Raw genomic sequence first — 16,722 nt, forward strand, 5'->3', positions numbered from 1 at the left:
GCGTATTAATTGCGCCAGATCAAGCTCGCCATACGGCCTGTTTGTCCGTCGCGGCGATAAGAGAAAAACTGTGATTTATCAGTGACAGTACAGTACTCACCACCATATATTTTAACCACGCCTAATTGTGCCAGTTGCTGACGTGCCAGTAAGTAGATATCAGCCATGTATTTTTCATGTTTGGCTGTAAAGGCTTGTTGATGCACAGGGTTTTGTAAGCAAAAACACTCTTTAACGTCTTGCCCGACTTCAAATTGCGAAGGACCAATAGCAGGGCCTAACCAAGCAATAATATCGTTTGCTGGCGCTTGAAAATGCGAAACCGTGTTTGCCAATATAGCTTGCGCTAAACCACGCCAGCCACCATGTACAGCTGCGACTTCATCCCCTGAACTCGAGCAAAGTAGTACCGGCAAACAGTCTGCAGTCATTATAGCAAGCGGCTGCTTCACTAAACGGGTGTAAAGCGCATCAGCAGCGCGTACTTGGCTTAAATCAGACTCTTCATCAATCACGACTACATCGCTGCTATGTGTTTGGTTTAACCACACAGCAGGGTTTGGCAGCTGATTTGTAAGTAACGCGCGATTTGCAAGCACTGCTTGCTCATCATCACCAACATGTAAACCCACATTAAAACTATCAAAGGGTGCAACTGATACACCGCCCTCTCGGGTCGTACTCAGTGCACTAACAGTGTTTGGGGCAGTCCATGCTGGTGTGATCATAACGCTTAAAACTCAATATTTGGGTTTACTTTAGTATCAGCGCGTAATGCTTCTGTCATAGCTGCCATATCATCTGGAATAGGGGCTTGCCAAGTCATTAACTCACCCGTAATTGGGTGTGCAATTGATAGCTTAACAGCATGTAATGCTTGGCGTTTAAAGTCGCGTAGCATTTGAAACAGTTCAGGTGTCGCGCCTTTAGGCGGACGCGGACGACCACCATAAAGTTGATCGCCAACTAATGGATGGTTTAAATAAGCCATGTGTACACGGATTTGGTGAGTACGGCCTGTTTCTAGGCGTAAACGTAAGCGTGTATGTGCTCTAAACTTTTCTGCAACACGGTAATGCGTAACCGCTGGTTTGCCCATTTCATGAACGGCCATGTGGGTACGTTTTGTTGCATGACGACCAATTGGTTTTTCAACCATGCCACCAGCAGTCATTGTGCCATTACAAATTGCTTCGTATTCACGAGTGAAGTTTTCACGCTTTTGTAACGCAGACACTAAATGTGTTTGTGCCGGAATAGTTTTCGCCACTACCATTAAACCTGTGGTGTCTTTATCTAGACGATGCACAATACCCGCACGAGGCACATTAATGATGTCTGGGTAATGGTGTAGCAACGCATTTAATACCGTGCCATCTGGGTTCCCCGCACCTGGATGAACGACTAATCCCATTGGTTTATTAATTACCAAAATATCATCGTCTTCATAAACGATGTTTAATTTGATATTTTGTGCCTCATATTCACGAGGGGCTTCGATGGTTGTTTCTACACTCACCATTTCGCCACCGAGTAGTTTTTCGCGCGGTGTGTTTAATATTTCACCGTTTACAGTGATTTTATCATCCAAAATCCACGTTTTTATACGTGATCGAGAATAATCAGGGAACAATTGCGCTAATACTTGGTCTAGACGTTTACCGCCAAGGTCAATTGGAACCTCGGCTTGGAGAGAAATTTGCTCTGACATTAGTAACTTTACCCAATTTACCAGTGCAAGCTGTGCTCGACTGGGTTAGAATCGCTTTAATATAATACGTATAGTTTACTCGGTTTTCCTCACTTGGCCTAGCCGAAGACATCGAAGGTAAGAAATAAAATGATAAATAAAATAGGGAAACGTGCGTTCGCCATAGTTTTTTCAGTATCTGTACTTGGCTTAGGTGCCTGTTCATCAGCACCGGATCAAGAAGATATCCAACGCGTTCCTAATAAATCTGCGCAAGCTTTATATGAAGATGCAAAACAAACATTAGATTCTGGCTTATATGCCCGTGCAATTGAGCTATTAAGCGCTATTGATTCTCGCTACCCTTTTGGTCCTTTATCAAAACAAGTACAAATGGACTTAGTGTATGCGCATTATCAAGCAGGTAATACTGAGCAAGCACTCGCAACAATCGACCGTTTTATTCGCTTAAACCCAAACCATAAAGACTTAGACTACATGTACTACATGCGTGGCTTGGTAAACATCAAAGCGGATGAAAACGCATTCCAAGAATATTTTGGTGTAGACCGTGCTGACAGAGATGCAAACCGTACTCGTGTCGCATTTACAGACTTATCAACGCTATTAAAACGTTTTCCTAACAGTGCTTATGCGCCAGAAGCGAAAAAACGTTTAGTGTGGCTACTGAATAAAATGGCTCGCTATGAGTTAAAAGTTGCTGAATACTACTATGAGCGTGAGGCATACCTTGCTGCAGCAAACCGTGGTAAATACGTGGTTGAGCACTACTCACAAAGCAGCTACCTTGATCAAGCACTAGAGATCATGGAAAAAAGCTACAACAAACTTGGCTTACCTGAGCTAAGTGAACACGCTAAAGCAACACGTGAAGCTAATAAGCGTTAAAATAGACAAAAAGCAAAAAGGCGCCTGAGGCGCCTTTTTTAATGTTTGTGGATTAGTATTAAATCGCATCTTCATCTTCTTCAGCGGTACGAATACGTACGACACGCTCAACGTCAGTGACAAAGATTTTACCGTCACCAATTTTACCTGTTTGCGATGTTTTAACGATAACATCGATAGCACGGTCAACATCTTCGTCGCTTAACACGATATCTAATTTCACTTTAGGTAAAAAATCGACCATGTACTCAGCACCGCGATAAAGCTCGGTGTGTCCTTTTTGACGGCCAAAGCCTTTGACTTCGCTAACCGTCATCCCTGTGATGCCCACTTCTGATAATGCTTCGCGAACATCATCAAGTTTGAATGGTTTAATAATTGCTTCTATTTTTTTCATTTTACGGGTACTTATTATTTCTCGATTGCCTCGATTTTAGACAATCACAATGCTTATGGCAAACAAAGCAATTGAATTCGCTGATAAAACAACCAAACATGGTATAATTATTTATAAGCCTGAATTATAAATCTTTTTCAACTAGCTATAATAAATGTAGTAGGTATAAATAATATGAAAAAATTCCAAACCGGTTTAACTTTATTAGAGCTTATGGTGGCAGTTGCCATAGTGGGTATTATTGCCTCTATAGCACTTTGGGACAGCAGCGATATGCTTGAGGAAAACCGTGCTGAGAGCTTTTTACTTGAACTAAAACGTAATATTAGTTTTGCCCGTTCGCAAGCTGCTAGTACCGACGAAATAGTTGTTGTATGCCCTACAAGCCAGGGGAAAATTAAAAACAATACAGATACATTTAGCTGCAGCTATAAATGGGATGAGAATAAAATTATTACCGTGTTTATTGATCTAGATAACGATGGCAATTTTAACAAGGCAACAGATACGCTTTTACGTGCTATGGAAGAAATATCAGATAACGACAAGTTAACCTTTACAGGGAATGACCTCCGCTTACGATTTAATACCAGTGGACGAATTACCACAACCCCTGGTGACTTTGTTTTTTGCCCTAATGGTGGCACTGAAAATAATAAAGCACTAACTTTATCACAATCGGGTACGGCTTTTTATACAGGTGATACAACTCAAACTTGCGGTTAAAAAACACACAGATTTATATTGTCATATTTCTATCATTTACTACACTGAGCTAATACATTTTTTGACTCAGGGCTTCAGGGATGAGGTTATCTACCCAAACTCAGGCTGGCTATACGCTTTTAGAATTGATGGCATCTATTGCTATTGTGAGTATTGTTAGCCAAATTTCTCTATCGGTTTTTCCTGACTTTTTAGCGAAAAACCGTGCCGACAATCATGTTAGTTTACTTCACCGAAACATAAACTATGGCCGCCTTTACGCCATTGAAAATGGCACTTATGTAACTTTGTGTGCTTTAAAAGATAATCAATGCACTAAAGATGAGTGGGATGGGCAAATGTCGCTGTTTATTGATAACGATAAATCGACCTCGTTAGATACAGACGACCTATTAATAAGCACTTTTGAAAAAATTCATGATGCAGATTCTATGCAATACCCTCGTAGTGCAATTACCTTTAGACCTGACGGCTCTTTGAATGGTTTTCAAAACGGAACATTTATATATTGCCCCAATAAAGATAAAGCAAACCTTGTAGGTTTGGCTTTATCTGTAAGTCAAACAGGCCGTATACGAATTAAAACAACCGATAAGTGTCAGAGCAACTAGTTAACGTCCCCAACAATACTCAACATCTGAGTTACCTTTTGTTCCTTTAGCGCCTTTGTAACCAGTGTCAGTGATTGTAATTTGTGTGCAATCACCGTCGCCTTTTACTGCACCCGCAATAGGTTTAGCTGTAATTATAAAGGTATTGTCGTCATCATCCACATCAATCGATAGCTCAAAATGGCCGTTTTCTGTGGTGTCTTGTATACCTAAGTCAGAAAATGTCTCTGTGTACTCACGGTTATCTACAAAGTACTGCTCTTGTTTGTTAGCAGCGTCTAAAAGCGCCGCTGCGGCCTCTGCCCTAGAAGAGCGTTTTACATACTCAGTATAATTTGGCAGTGCTATTGAGGCTAAAATCCCTACAATAGCTACAGCTATCATTAGCTCAATCAAGGTAAAACCACGTTGTTTTTTTATCATTTCAGCCGCCTTAATCTTATTCGTTCTGTATATTTTCATCATTTTCTTCGCGTTTATATATATACGTTTGCTGTGTTTTAAAACCAAACCCTAATTTTTCATCTTTTACAAGTTGTATTTTATCGTCTACAACTTTTAATCCTGGCCCTGTAATTTCAAGTGGTTCCAGCGGGTTTTCAGCATTTTGCCCTTTGATGCCTGGGCCAATTAAATAAAACTGACTTTTTACTTCTTCATCAGAATCATCATCACACTTTCCATTGCTGTCACTGTCTGCGCAGCTTGCACCAAAGTAAAGTTGCGGTGTATCTGGCACCTCAGTACTGGTAGTGAACTTCAGATCCTCATAAACTTTAGTGCCGTAATGCAAATGAAAAGCATAAAGTGCGCCGCCACCGCCACTTAAAGAACATTGATTTTTAGTTGATGATTCAGATGCAGGTGTGAAAGATGTAAAATAAGCAACGCCACCAACAACGGTAGCTGCAGCTAATGACTTTTCACCTTTCGCTAGCTCATAACGCCACCCTTTCTTTTTCGCCAGTTTAGCTTCAACAAGGGTGAAACCATCTAAGTCATCTAAAGTATTACCAAAGGGGTCATCATTCATCTTCATTAAATCAGCTGGCTTGATAACGGAAGGTTCTATGCCTTTAAATGATTGCGTAACCGTATTTTCATCTCTTATCATAAACAATTGATCTGAGGTTTTAGTATCATTAGGGTTCGTTCTTTTACCACTACCAATAACAATAGCATCATAAGGGGTATCTAAGCGGGTAGTTTCTCCACCTTTTATTGTCACCTTACTAAACATAGTTCTAGCAACTAAAGGCTTGTAAAAAAAACGCATATCGGCTTCAACACCTAGCTCAGCCAATTTGTGGTGGCTGAAGTCTGTGGTTTTATCGCTAGGCATATCGATGCGCCAGATATCCCCTCCAGTGTCTGCGGCGTATATTCTATCAATATAGCCATCATAATCAGAATCCAATAAAGTTACATCGGCTGCAATGCTATGTTTACCATTAAAATTGCCATCATCAAGCAACGACCATAATCTATTTCCATTATTTGCATCAACTATATATACATTATTGCCTACAGAATCTTGACCTGAACCTGTATCTTTATTCTCATCGTACCCACCACCAAAAACGAGTACTGGTTTATCCCCAAATGCTCTAATAAATGCTACCTGTGGTTTAGACCATGTTTGGCCAAGCTTAGCAAATTTTCCTTCACCACCTTGTATTGTCCATTTTAGTTTAGGGTCATCTGGGTCAGTAATATTAAAGCCGTAATAGTTTCTTCCACCACGTCGCATGCCAGCAAAAGCCCACACTTCCTCTTTCTTCCTAGCATCAATAATTCCAGTTCCACTATCGTCATCATCGCTAACTAGGCTTTCATTTTTAGAGTACACGCTTATTGGGCCATCCATGCCGTACTTTTTACCCGAGTCTTTATCTCGAAGTGGTTTCAAAATGTTAAAAAGTGCAGAAGGTATAAATGCCCAACTTTCCTCTACTTTATTATTAACATTATCGTCTTTAAACATATGCAAAAAACCCGCATTGGTACCAATCAAGATTCGTATATCGCCGTTACCATAATCGATGGCAACGGGTTTTGAATGCAATGGGTCGCCAAAAATATCATTGCGAACAGATGACGATGAATTTTTATTATCAACGTCTACACCGCGAGCCCATCTTATAAGATTCTCAAGCTCATCCACTTTAACTTTAAAGTAAGGTATATTTTCGTCAATTTCTTTTAGACTTGGCTGGCTACTAAGGCTACCGTAGTTAAAATCTCCCATATCTGTAAATATTTGACGATCATCAATATCATCCACAGCCAAGTCTGAAAACATAGCATTCACACCACCACTTTTCACTGAGTTACCATCCGCGGCCTTATCTTTGTCCCAAAATGTAGCCGCATCTGTATTTATTAAACCATCATCATCTAGTGCGGCATTATTTCTAGCATCTATAATTGTACTGCCAGACACTTTTAATTTTTTTAAATTACCACGCCAGCGCGTACTTTTATCGGGAAAAAACATGGCAAGATAGATAGCATCGCCACTGCGTGTTTGATCAACCATGTTGCTTGCAAAAGATGGGGAGGTAAATGTACTGTTTTCACTTCTAATATCAGAAACAGCTTGATTTAGCGACTTAGATAATTCTTCAGGTGTGCTTGCTGGTAAGTTTTTCCCCCCACCTAATAAAGCTGTTTGTCGCAACAACTCTTGCCCTTCGTCACTCATGCCTGACCCAAAACCTATGGTGTATATGCGGCCTGTTTCATGAATATCAGGTGTTGATGGATACAAATCAACTGTCGTATTACTGGTACCATGAATTATTTTAGCTAATTGGTGCAAATAATTATTATAAACGTAGTCCCCCTCGACCAAAGGTTGCCCAAAATAATTATTGTGTATTGCGCTTATTGACGCATCACTGCCATTATCACTATTTTCGTTAATGTAACGTCTTCCCCAACAATCATACACATATCGGGGAGAAGGGTCCCCATCCGTCATGTAAATAATATTAACTGAGTTATCACAACGTTTAGCTTCAGCTACGCTATCAGCAAAAGGAGAGATGTAAGTGTAGCTATATACATCTTTCCACTTCCGACAACTATACCAGCCCCATTGTTGGCATTCCCTACGAATAAAGGTTTTATTTTCAACACTACTATCCCTATTTGATTCACTAACTTGCTCGCCATAGTACACGCTTTGTCCTGTTATATATAAATAAGCCTCCCATAGTGTTTCAGCCAATGGAGTACCACCACTAGCAGGAAGATTACTTATTGAGGTTTTTATAGACTCAGGTGAGCTGCCAATACCATTTAAAATATAGCCACCGTCATTGCCGTTAAAGCGCATCAAGCCAAAGTCAATGTCTGGATTACCTGTAATTAAATTGGACATTGCATTTCTGGCCACACCTAATCGGCTGTCATTACACACTACCCAATCACCATTGTTATATTGTCCGCAATCCTTACCTGTCTTAGATGAAAATGCCATACTGCCAGAGGTATCAAAAATTAATAGTACTCGCGGTTTCTCATCAAGCTTTATATCTTTATTTACATATAACTCTATATCTTCTGCGGTAACAAATGAACTAAAGATAGAACATAATAATAAAGCGAATATATTTCTAAACGTGAATTCCATCTTAAATCCCCTTACCTACACTCGCCATTTCTTGCGCAATTCCTGTAACTATAGTGAGAGAGTGTTTACTTTTAGAGCCATACTCTATAGTAGTAGCCACTTGAATCATGTTACACGAAACCCCGGCAGTATAACTATAGCTACGAGGGCAGTTAAGCTCTAAGGAACCACGATTCATGTTCGTCATTATGCTTTTCATATCGTTTCCTGCCTCTGTAATATCTTTCTCGAATTTATATTTTTTATTGCCGTCACTATCAAACTTACCGGTATCTGTTTTTGTCTCATCTCGAGTAAGAAAAAAGTTACTATCAGCACCCTTTTTAGCTTCTGACGCAATCACTCTTAGCACTTCACCAATCAGTTGATTTTCTGCAACTTCTCGCTCTTGCGCTGCATTGGTAATTTTAATATCAATCGTACTGCTACTCATAAGAGTGACAGCAATACCAGTTACAGCTATTACCATTATTAATGCCGTGATAAGCACGACACCTTGCTGCTTAGTTGGTAAAGACTTTAGATTTTCCATAAATTACCTCCAACATTACTTAAACGAATAGTTGTAGTAAAAACTGTTCTTCTATAGTTATCATTAAAATTTAATTCTCGCTTTTCAGCTCCCTCACCTAAAGTATATTTTTGGTTTTTAAGTTTTATTCCAGGGTCTGGTTGAAGTGCACGGATTAATAAAAAAACTTGCACCGTTAATATACCTCTGCGGTTTTCCCATTCAGCAGCAGTAATTGTGCTGGGGCTTTTGTAAGTATCAACTCGACTGTCACTGTTCGTGTCTAACCCAAACAAAAAACGCATATTTTCGACTCCCTCCACTATCGTTTCAGAGGTCATTTTTCCATTAACTAATCGTTTTCGTCTTAATGCGGGAACTTTTATTTTTTGATTATTTACTAAATACTCTTCTTCTTTAATGTAATAAACATGATGGCTGTATGGCCAAATAGTTGCATTGATATTTGTCGGGATATATTTGCCGGTTACAAAACGTGCTTGTTCTTGTTCTGCGATAAAATAATTTATTTTATCGCTTGTTGTATTTGTACCTGCAACAGCATCATATTGAGGATCACCCTGTAAAAACTTTAGTTGAAGGATATCGGTTTCTTTATCATCGGCAGAGATAATGCCATCGTTAATACAATTTAGGTTATCTTTACTGGTAGTCGTTTTTGCATAAATAGTACGAAAATTACTACTACTGGTTAAATCTGGGAAGCTGCCGTTATTAGCTCCCTCTGAGCAATCACCGTCGACCCCTGTCGCGGTAACAGTTGTGTTTGCTGTAGTAAATGAATCATCGTAATAAGTTCCCCAAAAGCCCACTTGCTCTATATCGCGTTGCATAATATTAATGGCTAAGCTGCCTGACTCTTGAAGTTCACCGATGCTCATCGTGTCTTTTGTGCTTATTTTCATACTAATAAAAGTAAACATGACACCACCTAAAATCAAACCACCAATAAATAGTGAAATCATAACTTCTACAAGAGTAAACCCTTTTTGCTTCATGTTAGCTCCTCACATATATATAACTTGTTAGAACCACTAAACGGCGTTTATTGTTAGGATCATCACCACAGGTAACTTTTCCTGTAACTGCATTCGCATTAAACTCTTGGCGGCCTTGCCATGATATAATTACTTCAATGTTAAATCCTTTGCCTCCAGTATCTGCCACTGAAGTTGGATTTATACATATTGTCGCATCATCTAAAGTCCCTGTATTTTCGCTGGCTCGTATGGCACGCTTCCATTGCGTTATATCTAATTTGGCAATATCAGAAGAGCTACATATTGCACCAAAGCAACTCGAGTAAGTATTACTATTCGCTGAGCTTTTTATAACGGCTTTGTAATCTTTTATTATATCAACGGTGTCATTTGCTCTAATGCGTTGAATAATATCATTTCCTAACGCTATTGCTGCTGCGCGCTGCATAGAGTCAAAGCTTGCCTGTTTAGCTTTTGCTTGCAGTGCAACAGCGCCTAATAAGCCAAAGCTTAAAATAACAAAGGCAATAAGCACTTCTATAAGGGTAAAGCCTTGCTGCTCAGAATGTTTAATCATGGTAAGTTTCATGGATACTTTTACATACAGTAAGAGTATTACGGCACAAATAAATAACAATCTGTATATGGACGAGCGGTCAAAATGCGCGATAAACGGTACTTAAACTTTGCTCAAAGTTAGATAATGACTAATAAAGAAAGTAATTATTGAAGATAAGATGCTGCAATGAAGGTTTTTATTATTTACCCATGACAGCTTTAACATTTTTAAGCTCTCGGCGACTAACTGCCAAAGGCTCTTCATACTGCTTCATCGTAACTGTATGCCCACCTGAAGAAGGACTATTAAGGCTTACAATTTGTTGCTTATTGACAAGTGTATTACGATGAATTCTCAGTAGCCGCAGAGGATAGGTTTGCTCAAGTTGTTTTAAACTTTGCTCAACAAGTGCCTCACCTTCAAAAAACACCACCCGCGTGTATTTTTGCTCTGCAATACAGCAAATAACATCATCTATATTTACTCTTCTTAATACGCCTGCAAGTTGATAGCAAATATAGTTATTTTCAGGTGTTAATACTTGAGTTCGGTTTAATTTACTAAGCTGCGCCATTGCTTTTGTTAAAGCTTGCTCGGATACAGGTTTAACTAAATAGCCATCTACTGCGAGCTCAAATGCAGTTAACGCATACTCAGGATGCGCTGTTAAAAACATCACTGCTGGGGGGATCGAAAACTGTTTTAGTTCAGCAGCTACTTCAAAGTCCGACTGCTTGGGCATATTAATATCCAGCATCACTAAATCAGGCTGGAGCTGCTTACAAAGTTCAATCACCTGTTCGCCGTTACTGGCTTCACCTACAACTGTGCAAAGTTCGTTGGTAGCTAATAAACGTTTAATACGCGCCCTTGCTAAAGGCTCGTCATCAGCAATTAAAATTTTTATCATGCGCTTCTCTTCTTAGGTATCACCAGTTTCACCCTAAAGATCTCATCACGAACAGTCGTAGTCAGTTGCGCTTTTTGATGATAGAAAAGTGACAAACGCTGGCGGATGTTTTCAAGTGCCATACCGTTGCCTGCTCGTGAATGGCTCCCTTGCTTCGCTACAGGGTTAGTTATAATGAAAGTATAAGCTTTGTTCGATTGATACATCTCGACAGAAATGTTGCCCTGCTCTGCTGGCTCTACGCCATAAAAAACCGCATTTTCAATAATCGGCTGTATAGTTAGACACGGAATATCTATATCTGGCAACTCGTCAGGTAATTTCCAGCTTAATGCTAGGCGTTCGCCATAGCGCCAACGTTCAAGTGCCACATACTGCTGGCATAAAGTGATTTCATCAGCAAGCTTTATGGCTTTACCGCTGCGCATTGCGGCCTGCGACAGCGCCGCCAGCGCCAAAATTGCTTGTTCAGCCGCCTCAGCATCATAATGGGTAAGCTCAGCAGCAGTGTTTAAACTATTAAACAAAAAGTGAGGGCGTATTCTTGCTTGTAATGCATCAAGTTCAGCCTGCGCTAACGCTTTCGTTTGTTGCTCTTTTTGATTATGAATAAGCAGGAATTGGCTGAACAACGCGGTGACCAAAAATATGATTAGTAAATTACTGACAATAAAGTTAGCTCTCGACTCCATAGCGAACACATCTGAAAACACAGACAAAAACAGCCAGCTAAAAACAGACGTTAATGCCAGTAAAGTGGATATCAGAATGAATAACTGTTTAGGGTGCGACAGCTTTGTAAGTAGAGCCCGGCATACATACAGTAACGACAAGCTTGAAAGAAAAATTAGATGTAAAAAGCAGCTAAATATAGCTAGACGTAACCAAACATCACCTAAGCTCATTGGTGAAAAGGCGAGTAAAATAGCAATGACTTGGCTGACGATCAGTGTGGCAAGGACACCACGAGATTGAAAAAGAGCCGCAATCAGCAAGCCGTTTGAATTAGGCTGTTTGCTCATGGGCTCCTCTTTTAACTGTTGACTACTATTTGCTTAGATTAGCGTAGCTCAACAGGAACGGCAAATACTATGTTCTCTTCTTCGCCAGGATTTTCAACAACTTGATTGCCACCCAATTCTTTTAGACGAGCAATAACTTGTTGAACTAAAACTTCTGGTGCAGATGCACCTGCAGTAACACCCACCGCATTTACATTGTTGAACCAATCAGCTTCAACATTACTTGCATCATCAATCAAATAAGCCATAGTGCCCATTTTATCGGCAAGCTCACGTAAACGATTAGAGTTAGAGCTATTTTTAGCCCCAACTACAAGCAATACATCCACTTTATCAGCTAAGTCACGCACTGCATCTTGACGGTTTTGCGTAGCATAACAAATGTCATCTTTACGCGGGCCATCAATTGCTGGAAACTTAGTGCGTAATGCATCAATCACATCTGCTGTATCATCTACAGATAACGTTGTTTGGCTACAGTAAAACAGGTTCTCAGGGTTTTTAACCGTTAAGTTTGCAACATCTTCTGGCGTTTCTACTAAGTAAATACCACCCGCTTCGTTGTCGTACTGCCCCATTGTACCTTCTACTTCTGGATGACCATGATGGCCAATTAACACACACTCAGTACCTTTACGGCTTGCACGTGTTACTTCCATATGTACTTTTGTTACCAACGGGCAGGTTGCATCAAATACTTTAAGGTCACGACGCTTTGCCTCGCTTCGAACAGCTTGTGATACACCATGCGCACTGAAGATAACAATGCTGTCGTCAGGAACCTGATCTAGCTCTTCAACAAAGACTGCACCGCGATTTTTTAAGCCATCAACAACATATCGGTTGTGAACGACTTCATGACGCACATAGATTGGCTTTTCAAAGATATCGAGTGCGCGCTCCACAATACTGATTGCACGGTCAACGCCTGCGCAAAAACCACGTGGGTTCGCTAATAAAATATCCATTAACCTGTTACCTCTAAAATATCGACTTCAAAGGTTAAGCGTTGCCCTGCAAGTGGGTGGTTAAAGTCAATAGTAACTGACTCACCTTGCACTTCACGAACAAGACCTGGTAACTCAGTACCATCAGGCTGAGTAAAGGCAATAATATTACCTACTTCAGCAGGCGTGTCTGCACCAAACTTGCTGCGGTCAACATAGTAGATGTTATCTGGATTTGGCTGACCAAATGCATCTTCTGGCTCTAATGCAAATGACTTACTTTCACCAGCCGCTAAACCGAGTAAACACTTTTCAAAGTTTGCTGTCAGGCTGCCATCACCCATTCGCAATTTTGCAGGTTTATTATGTACTTTAGTTGAATCGGCTGCTGAGCCATCTTCTAACTTAATTGAGAAATGAAAGATCACTTCAGAGTTTTCACCAATTACAGCTTGGCTCATGCTTGTTGCTCCTTAGGACTTTCGCCTGTGAAGGCATCAAATAAAAGTAATGCGGCACCGATACAAATCGCACAATCGGCAATATTAAAAACAGGAAAGTGCCAGTTTTCGTAATATACATGCAGGAAGTCAATAACATAGCCATACGCGATTCGGTCGTATAAATTGCCTATTGCACCGGCTAAAACTAACGCATAAGCAGAACATAATACCTTGTTAGACGCAGGTAAACGTTTCAACCACCACACTAAAAGCACACTGATCGACACTGCAATCAAACTAAAGAACCAGCGCTGCCAGCCACCTGAATCACTCAAAAAGCTAAATGCCGCACCATAGTTGTGTACATAGGTGAAGTTAAAGAATGGCAGAATATCTATCGACTCTTGATAGGCCATGGTATTAACGACAAGTGATTTTGTCGCATAGTCTACTACCAAAAGCAGTAGACTAAGCCATAACCAAACCAAGCCACTTTTTCCGGCTAGTTTGCTCACAAACAACTCCTATGCGAACTGACGCTGTTCACCATCGCCGTCAACATTGCTTACACAACGGCCACAGATTTCAGGGTGTGCAGGATCAGCACCAACATCATCACAGTAATGCCAACAACGCTCACATTTTTCAGCGGTTGTTGCGGCAACTTTAATGTATAAGCCATCAATTTCTGTAGCTTGCGTATCCTCTGGCTGCGTAGTCACAGTTTCAACTGTCACGCCTGAAGTTAATAGTACAAAGCGCAGTTCATCACCTAATGCAGCTAATTTCGCGCTTAGCTCTTCACCTGCATAGATGCTTACGTTTGCTTGTAGAGTTGCACCAATAACTTCTTCTTTACGCGCCGCTTCTAGCACACGGTTTACTTCATCACGAACGTTTAGGATTGTTAACCAATCATCGTTGCTGAACTTACCTTGTGAAGAAGCTTGTAAGCCATCGTACCACACAGAAGTGAATACAAACTTGTCACGCTCACCTGGTAATGCTTCCCAGATTTCTTGCGCAGTGAAGCTTAAGATCGGTGCCATCCAACGAGTCATTGCTTCGGCAATGTGATAAAGCGCAGTTTGACATGAACGACGCGCATGGCTGTCGCTTTTCGCTGTGTATTGACGATCTTTGATTACGTCTAGGTAGAACGAACCAAGCTCACCAGTACAGAAGTTCATTAGCTTTTGCGTTACAAGTAGCATTTGGTACTTGTCGTAAGCCGCTAAGATTTCATCTTGCAGCTCAGCTGCACGGCCCACAATCCAACGGTCAAGCTCAACCATGTCTTCAATAGCAACTTGATTCTGTTTTTGGATCAAAACCACTTAAGTTCGCAAGTAAATAACGGCTCGTATTACGAATACGACGATAACGGTCTGCTGAACGTTTAAAGATTTCATCAGATACAGTCATTTCAGCTGTAAAGTCAGTTGATGCAACCCATAAGCGTAAGATGTCAGCACCTAGTTTGTTCATCACGTTTTGTGGTGAAATTACGTTGCCTAATGACTTAGACATCTTACGGCCATTTTCATCAACCGTGAAACCATGTGTTAGCACTTGCTTGTATGGCGCATGACCATTGATAGCAACCGATGTCATCATTGACGACATAAACCAACCACGGTGTTGATCAGAACCTTCTAGGTAAAGATCAGCAGGACCGGTTAAATCTTCACGTGCATCAACCACACATGCGTGAGTCACACCTGAGTCAAACCATACATCCAGCGTATCTTGAACTTTCATGTATTGCTCAGCGTCATCGCCAAGCAAAGTAGCTGGGTCTAAGTCATACCAAGCTTGAATACCTGACTTTTCAACTAATTTCGCCGCTTCTTCGATAAGTTCTTGTGTATTCGGGTGAAGCGCACCAGTGTCTTTATCAACGAATAATGCAATTGGCACACCCCATGTACGTTGACGTGAAATACACCAATCAGGACGGCCTTCAACCATGTTTGCAATGCGGCTCTCGCCCCACTCAGGTAACCACTCAGTCTTTTTGATTTCGTTTAATGAATCTTGACGAAGGTTAGCTTGGTCCATACTTACGAACCACTGTGGCGTAGCACGGAAGATAATAGGTGTTTTATGACGCCAGCAATGTGGGTAGCTGTGCGTAAGCGCATGATGATGCAATAACGCATTGTTTTCAGTTAATACGTCAATAACGCTCGCATTCGCTTTAAATACGTGCTGACCTGCAAACATTGGTGTGTCAGGTAAATAAACACCGTTAGCACCAACAGGGTTAGCTACTTCTAAACCATAAGCAAGACCTGCCGCGAAATCTTCTTGACCGTGACCTGGTGCAGTATGAACAACACCAGTACCAGAATCAGTCGTTACGTGATCAGCCACAATCACAGGCACTGTGAAGTCATAGAATGGGTGAGCAACCTGTAAGTTCTCAAGTGCAGCACCTTTTACATAACCGAGTACGTGGTAATGTTTGAAGCCATAACGGTCCATAGCATCTTTAACTAGCTCAGAACCTAAAATTAGACGTTGCTGTGCACCTTCGTCATCAATTTGAACAAGGGCATACTCAAGCTTTTCGTGAACGGCTACTGCACGGTTAGCTGGTAATGTCCACGGTGTTGTCGTCCAGATAACTGTACTAACTGCACCGGTACCTTCATGGCCTTCAGCAAGTTCAAACGCATTGATTACAGCATCTTGATCAGCAAACTGAAAACGTACATCGATTGCTGGAGACTGTTTATCTTGGTATTCAACTTCCGCTTCAGCTAGTGCTGAACCACAATCTGTACACCAGTGAACAGGCTTAGCACCTTTGTGTAAGTGACCATTTTTAATGATGCGACCAAGCACGCGAATTGCGTTCGCTTCAAAGTCAAAGTTCATTGTTAAGTAAGGCTTGTCCCAGTCACCAAATACACCAAGACGTTTAAAGTCTGTTTTTTGACCCTCGACTTGTTTTTTGGCGTATGCGCGACATTTTTCACGGAACTCAGCAGCAGACACTTTCACGCCTGGCTTGCCTACTTTCTTTTCAACCATTAATTCAATTGGTAAACCGTGACAGTCCCAACCCGGCACGTAAGGTGCGTCGAAGTCAGACAAGGTTTTTGACTTAACAATAATATCTTTAAGAATTTTGTTTACCGAGTGGCCTAAATGGATATCACCGTTTGCATACGGAGGCCGTCATGCAAAATGAAGGTTTTTTTACCTTTTTTAGCGCTGCGAATTTGACCGTAAAGATCGTCTTCATACCATGTCTTAAGCATCTTTGGTTCACGTTGTGCCAAATTGCCGCGCATTGGAAACGCTGTTTCCGGTAAATTCAAAGTATGTTTGTAGTCGCTCATTAATCCTAC

Annotated in this window: 16 protein-coding genes and 1 pseudogene; 3 read left to right on the forward strand and 14 right to left on the reverse strand. The window is 40.9% G+C overall.

Translation table 11 applies throughout. The features are described 5' to 3' along the window. Positions 1-5: 5 nt before the first annotated feature. The gene (pgeF, locus tag ACRWSG_RS03220) at positions 6-728 is read right to left on the reverse strand and encodes a peptidoglycan editing factor PgeF (RefSeq protein ID WP_462165594.1); all 723 of its coding nucleotides are present in this window, start codon (positions 726-728) and stop codon (positions 6-8) included. Positions 729-733: 5 nt separating this feature from the next. Then, complete coding sequence (gene rluD, locus ACRWSG_RS03225; protein ID WP_462147551.1) at positions 734-1,711, reverse strand: 23S rRNA pseudouridine(1911/1915/1917) synthase RluD; 978 nt, start codon at positions 1,709-1,711, stop codon at positions 734-736. 129 nt (positions 1,712-1,840) lie between these two features. Here rluD and ACRWSG_RS03230 point away from each other — a divergent pair, with 129 nt between their 5' ends. After that, positions 1,841-2,599, forward strand: a complete 759-nt coding sequence (locus ACRWSG_RS03230; RefSeq protein ID WP_054551747.1) for an outer membrane protein assembly factor BamD — start codon at positions 1,841-1,843, stop codon at positions 2,597-2,599. Between the two features lie 58 nt (positions 2,600-2,657). On the opposite strand, the gene glnB is transcribed toward ACRWSG_RS03230, so the two are convergent. Continuing rightward, positions 2,658-2,996: a nitrogen regulatory protein P-II gene (glnB, locus tag ACRWSG_RS03235; protein ID WP_036967074.1), complete on the reverse strand. Its 339-nt coding sequence runs from the start codon at positions 2,994-2,996 to the stop codon at positions 2,658-2,660. A 174-nt stretch (positions 2,997-3,170) separates the two neighbouring features. On the opposite strand from glnB, the gene ACRWSG_RS03240 reads away from it, so the two are divergent. After that, positions 3,171-3,722 (forward strand): GspH/FimT family pseudopilin, encoded by a 552-nt coding sequence (locus ACRWSG_RS03240; RefSeq protein ID WP_462165596.1) that lies wholly within the window; start codon positions 3,171-3,173, stop codon positions 3,720-3,722. Between the two features lie 80 nt (positions 3,723-3,802). After that, on the forward strand, positions 3,803-4,333 hold the full coding sequence (locus ACRWSG_RS03245) for a GspH/FimT family pseudopilin (protein WP_235376912.1): 531 nt from the start codon (positions 3,803-3,805) through the stop codon (positions 4,331-4,333). On the opposite strand, the gene ACRWSG_RS03250 is transcribed toward ACRWSG_RS03245, so the two are convergent. The 11 genes and pseudogenes from ACRWSG_RS03250 to ileS form a co-directional block, all read right to left on the reverse strand. After that, a complete protein-coding gene (locus tag ACRWSG_RS03250; RefSeq protein ID WP_268842693.1) occupies positions 4,334-4,756 on the reverse strand; it encodes a type IV pilin protein in 423 nt (140 codons plus the stop codon). A gap of 16 nt (positions 4,757-4,772) precedes the next feature. After that, positions 4,773-7,970: a pilus assembly protein gene (locus ACRWSG_RS03255; RefSeq protein WP_462165598.1), complete on the reverse strand. Its 3,198-nt coding sequence runs from the start codon at positions 7,968-7,970 to the stop codon at positions 4,773-4,775. A 1-nt stretch (position 7,971) separates the two neighbouring features. Then, on the reverse strand, positions 7,972-8,502 hold the full coding sequence (locus ACRWSG_RS03260; protein WP_235376914.1) for a pilus assembly PilX family protein: 531 nt from the start codon (positions 8,500-8,502) through the stop codon (positions 7,972-7,974). Continuing rightward, positions 8,490-9,500 carry a PilW family protein gene (locus ACRWSG_RS03265; protein WP_462165599.1) on the reverse strand — a complete coding sequence of 337 codons (1,011 nt, stop codon included), beginning with the start codon at positions 9,498-9,500 and terminating at the stop codon, positions 8,490-8,492. The genes ACRWSG_RS03260 and ACRWSG_RS03265 overlap by 13 nt, the downstream gene beginning before the upstream one ends. A 1-nt stretch (position 9,501) precedes the next feature. Continuing rightward, positions 9,502-10,059 carry a type IV pilus modification protein PilV gene (gene pilV, locus ACRWSG_RS03270; protein WP_235376916.1) on the reverse strand — a complete coding sequence of 186 codons (558 nt, stop codon included), beginning with the start codon at positions 10,057-10,059 and terminating at the stop codon, positions 9,502-9,504. A 181-nt stretch (positions 10,060-10,240) separates the two neighbouring features. After that, a complete protein-coding gene (locus ACRWSG_RS03275; RefSeq protein WP_462165600.1) occupies positions 10,241-10,951 on the reverse strand; it encodes a LytR/AlgR family response regulator transcription factor in 711 nt (236 codons plus the stop codon). After that, positions 10,948-11,973, reverse strand: a complete 1,026-nt coding sequence (locus ACRWSG_RS03280; RefSeq protein ID WP_138601504.1) for a sensor histidine kinase — start codon at positions 11,971-11,973, stop codon at positions 10,948-10,950. Before ACRWSG_RS03280 ends, ACRWSG_RS03275 begins: the two co-directional genes overlap by 4 nt. A gap of 38 nt (positions 11,974-12,011) precedes the next feature. Then, positions 12,012-12,941: a 4-hydroxy-3-methylbut-2-enyl diphosphate reductase gene (ispH, locus tag ACRWSG_RS03285; protein ID WP_235372772.1), complete on the reverse strand. Its 930-nt coding sequence runs from the start codon at positions 12,939-12,941 to the stop codon at positions 12,012-12,014. After that, positions 12,941-13,381 (reverse strand): FKBP-type peptidyl-prolyl cis-trans isomerase, encoded by a 441-nt coding sequence (gene fkpB / locus ACRWSG_RS03290; RefSeq protein ID WP_054551758.1) that lies wholly within the window; start codon positions 13,379-13,381, stop codon positions 12,941-12,943. The genes ispH and fkpB overlap by 1 nt, the downstream gene beginning before the upstream one ends. Beyond that, positions 13,378-13,878, reverse strand: coding sequence for a signal peptidase II (lspA, locus tag ACRWSG_RS03295; RefSeq protein ID WP_054551759.1), 501 nt, complete (start codon positions 13,876-13,878; stop codon positions 13,378-13,380). The genes fkpB and lspA overlap by 4 nt, the downstream gene beginning before the upstream one ends. A 9-nt stretch (positions 13,879-13,887) precedes the next feature. After that, a pseudogene (ileS, locus tag ACRWSG_RS03300) lies at positions 13,888-16,713 on the reverse strand (isoleucine--tRNA ligase). Positions 16,714-16,722: the final 9 nt, after the last annotated feature.

Source organism: Pseudoalteromonas sp. GB43, from assembly GCF_054923805.1.

Bases quoted from the DNA above. Each gene is read 5' to 3' on its own strand.
- pgeF (WP_462165594.1), bottom strand. From the start codon at position 728: ATGATCACACCAGCATGGACTGCCCCAAACACTGTTAGTGCACTGAGT.
- rluD (WP_462147551.1), bottom strand. From the start codon at position 1,711: ATGTCAGAGCAAATTTCTCTCCAAGCCGAGGTTCCAATTGACCTTGGC.
- ACRWSG_RS03230 (WP_054551747.1), top strand. From the start codon at position 1,841: ATGATAAATAAAATAGGGAAACGTGCGTTCGCCATAGTTTTTTCAGTA.
- glnB (WP_036967074.1), bottom strand. From the start codon at position 2,996: ATGAAAAAAATAGAAGCAATTATTAAACCATTCAAACTTGATGATGTT.
- ACRWSG_RS03240 (WP_462165596.1), top strand. From the start codon at position 3,171: ATGAAAAAATTCCAAACCGGTTTAACTTTATTAGAGCTTATGGTGGCA.
- ACRWSG_RS03245 (WP_235376912.1), top strand. From the start codon at position 3,803: ATGAGGTTATCTACCCAAACTCAGGCTGGCTATACGCTTTTAGAATTG.
- ACRWSG_RS03250 (WP_268842693.1), bottom strand. From the start codon at position 4,756: ATGATAAAAAAACAACGTGGTTTTACCTTGATTGAGCTAATGATAGCT.
- ACRWSG_RS03255 (WP_462165598.1), bottom strand. From the start codon at position 7,970: ATGGAATTCACGTTTAGAAATATATTCGCTTTATTATTATGTTCTATC.
- ACRWSG_RS03260 (WP_235376914.1), bottom strand. From the start codon at position 8,502: ATGGAAAATCTAAAGTCTTTACCAACTAAGCAGCAAGGTGTCGTGCTT.
- ACRWSG_RS03265 (WP_462165599.1), bottom strand. From the start codon at position 9,500: ATGAAGCAAAAAGGGTTTACTCTTGTAGAAGTTATGATTTCACTATTT.
- pilV (WP_235376916.1), bottom strand. From the start codon at position 10,059: ATGATTAAACATTCTGAGCAGCAAGGCTTTACCCTTATAGAAGTGCTT.
- ACRWSG_RS03275 (WP_462165600.1), bottom strand. From the start codon at position 10,951: ATGATAAAAATTTTAATTGCTGATGACGAGCCTTTAGCAAGGGCGCGT.
- ACRWSG_RS03280 (WP_138601504.1), bottom strand. From the start codon at position 11,973: ATGAGCAAACAGCCTAATTCAAACGGCTTGCTGATTGCGGCTCTTTTT.
- ispH (WP_235372772.1), bottom strand. From the start codon at position 12,941: ATGGATATTTTATTAGCGAACCCACGTGGTTTTTGCGCAGGCGTTGAC.
- fkpB (WP_054551758.1), bottom strand. From the start codon at position 13,381: ATGAGCCAAGCTGTAATTGGTGAAAACTCTGAAGTGATCTTTCATTTC.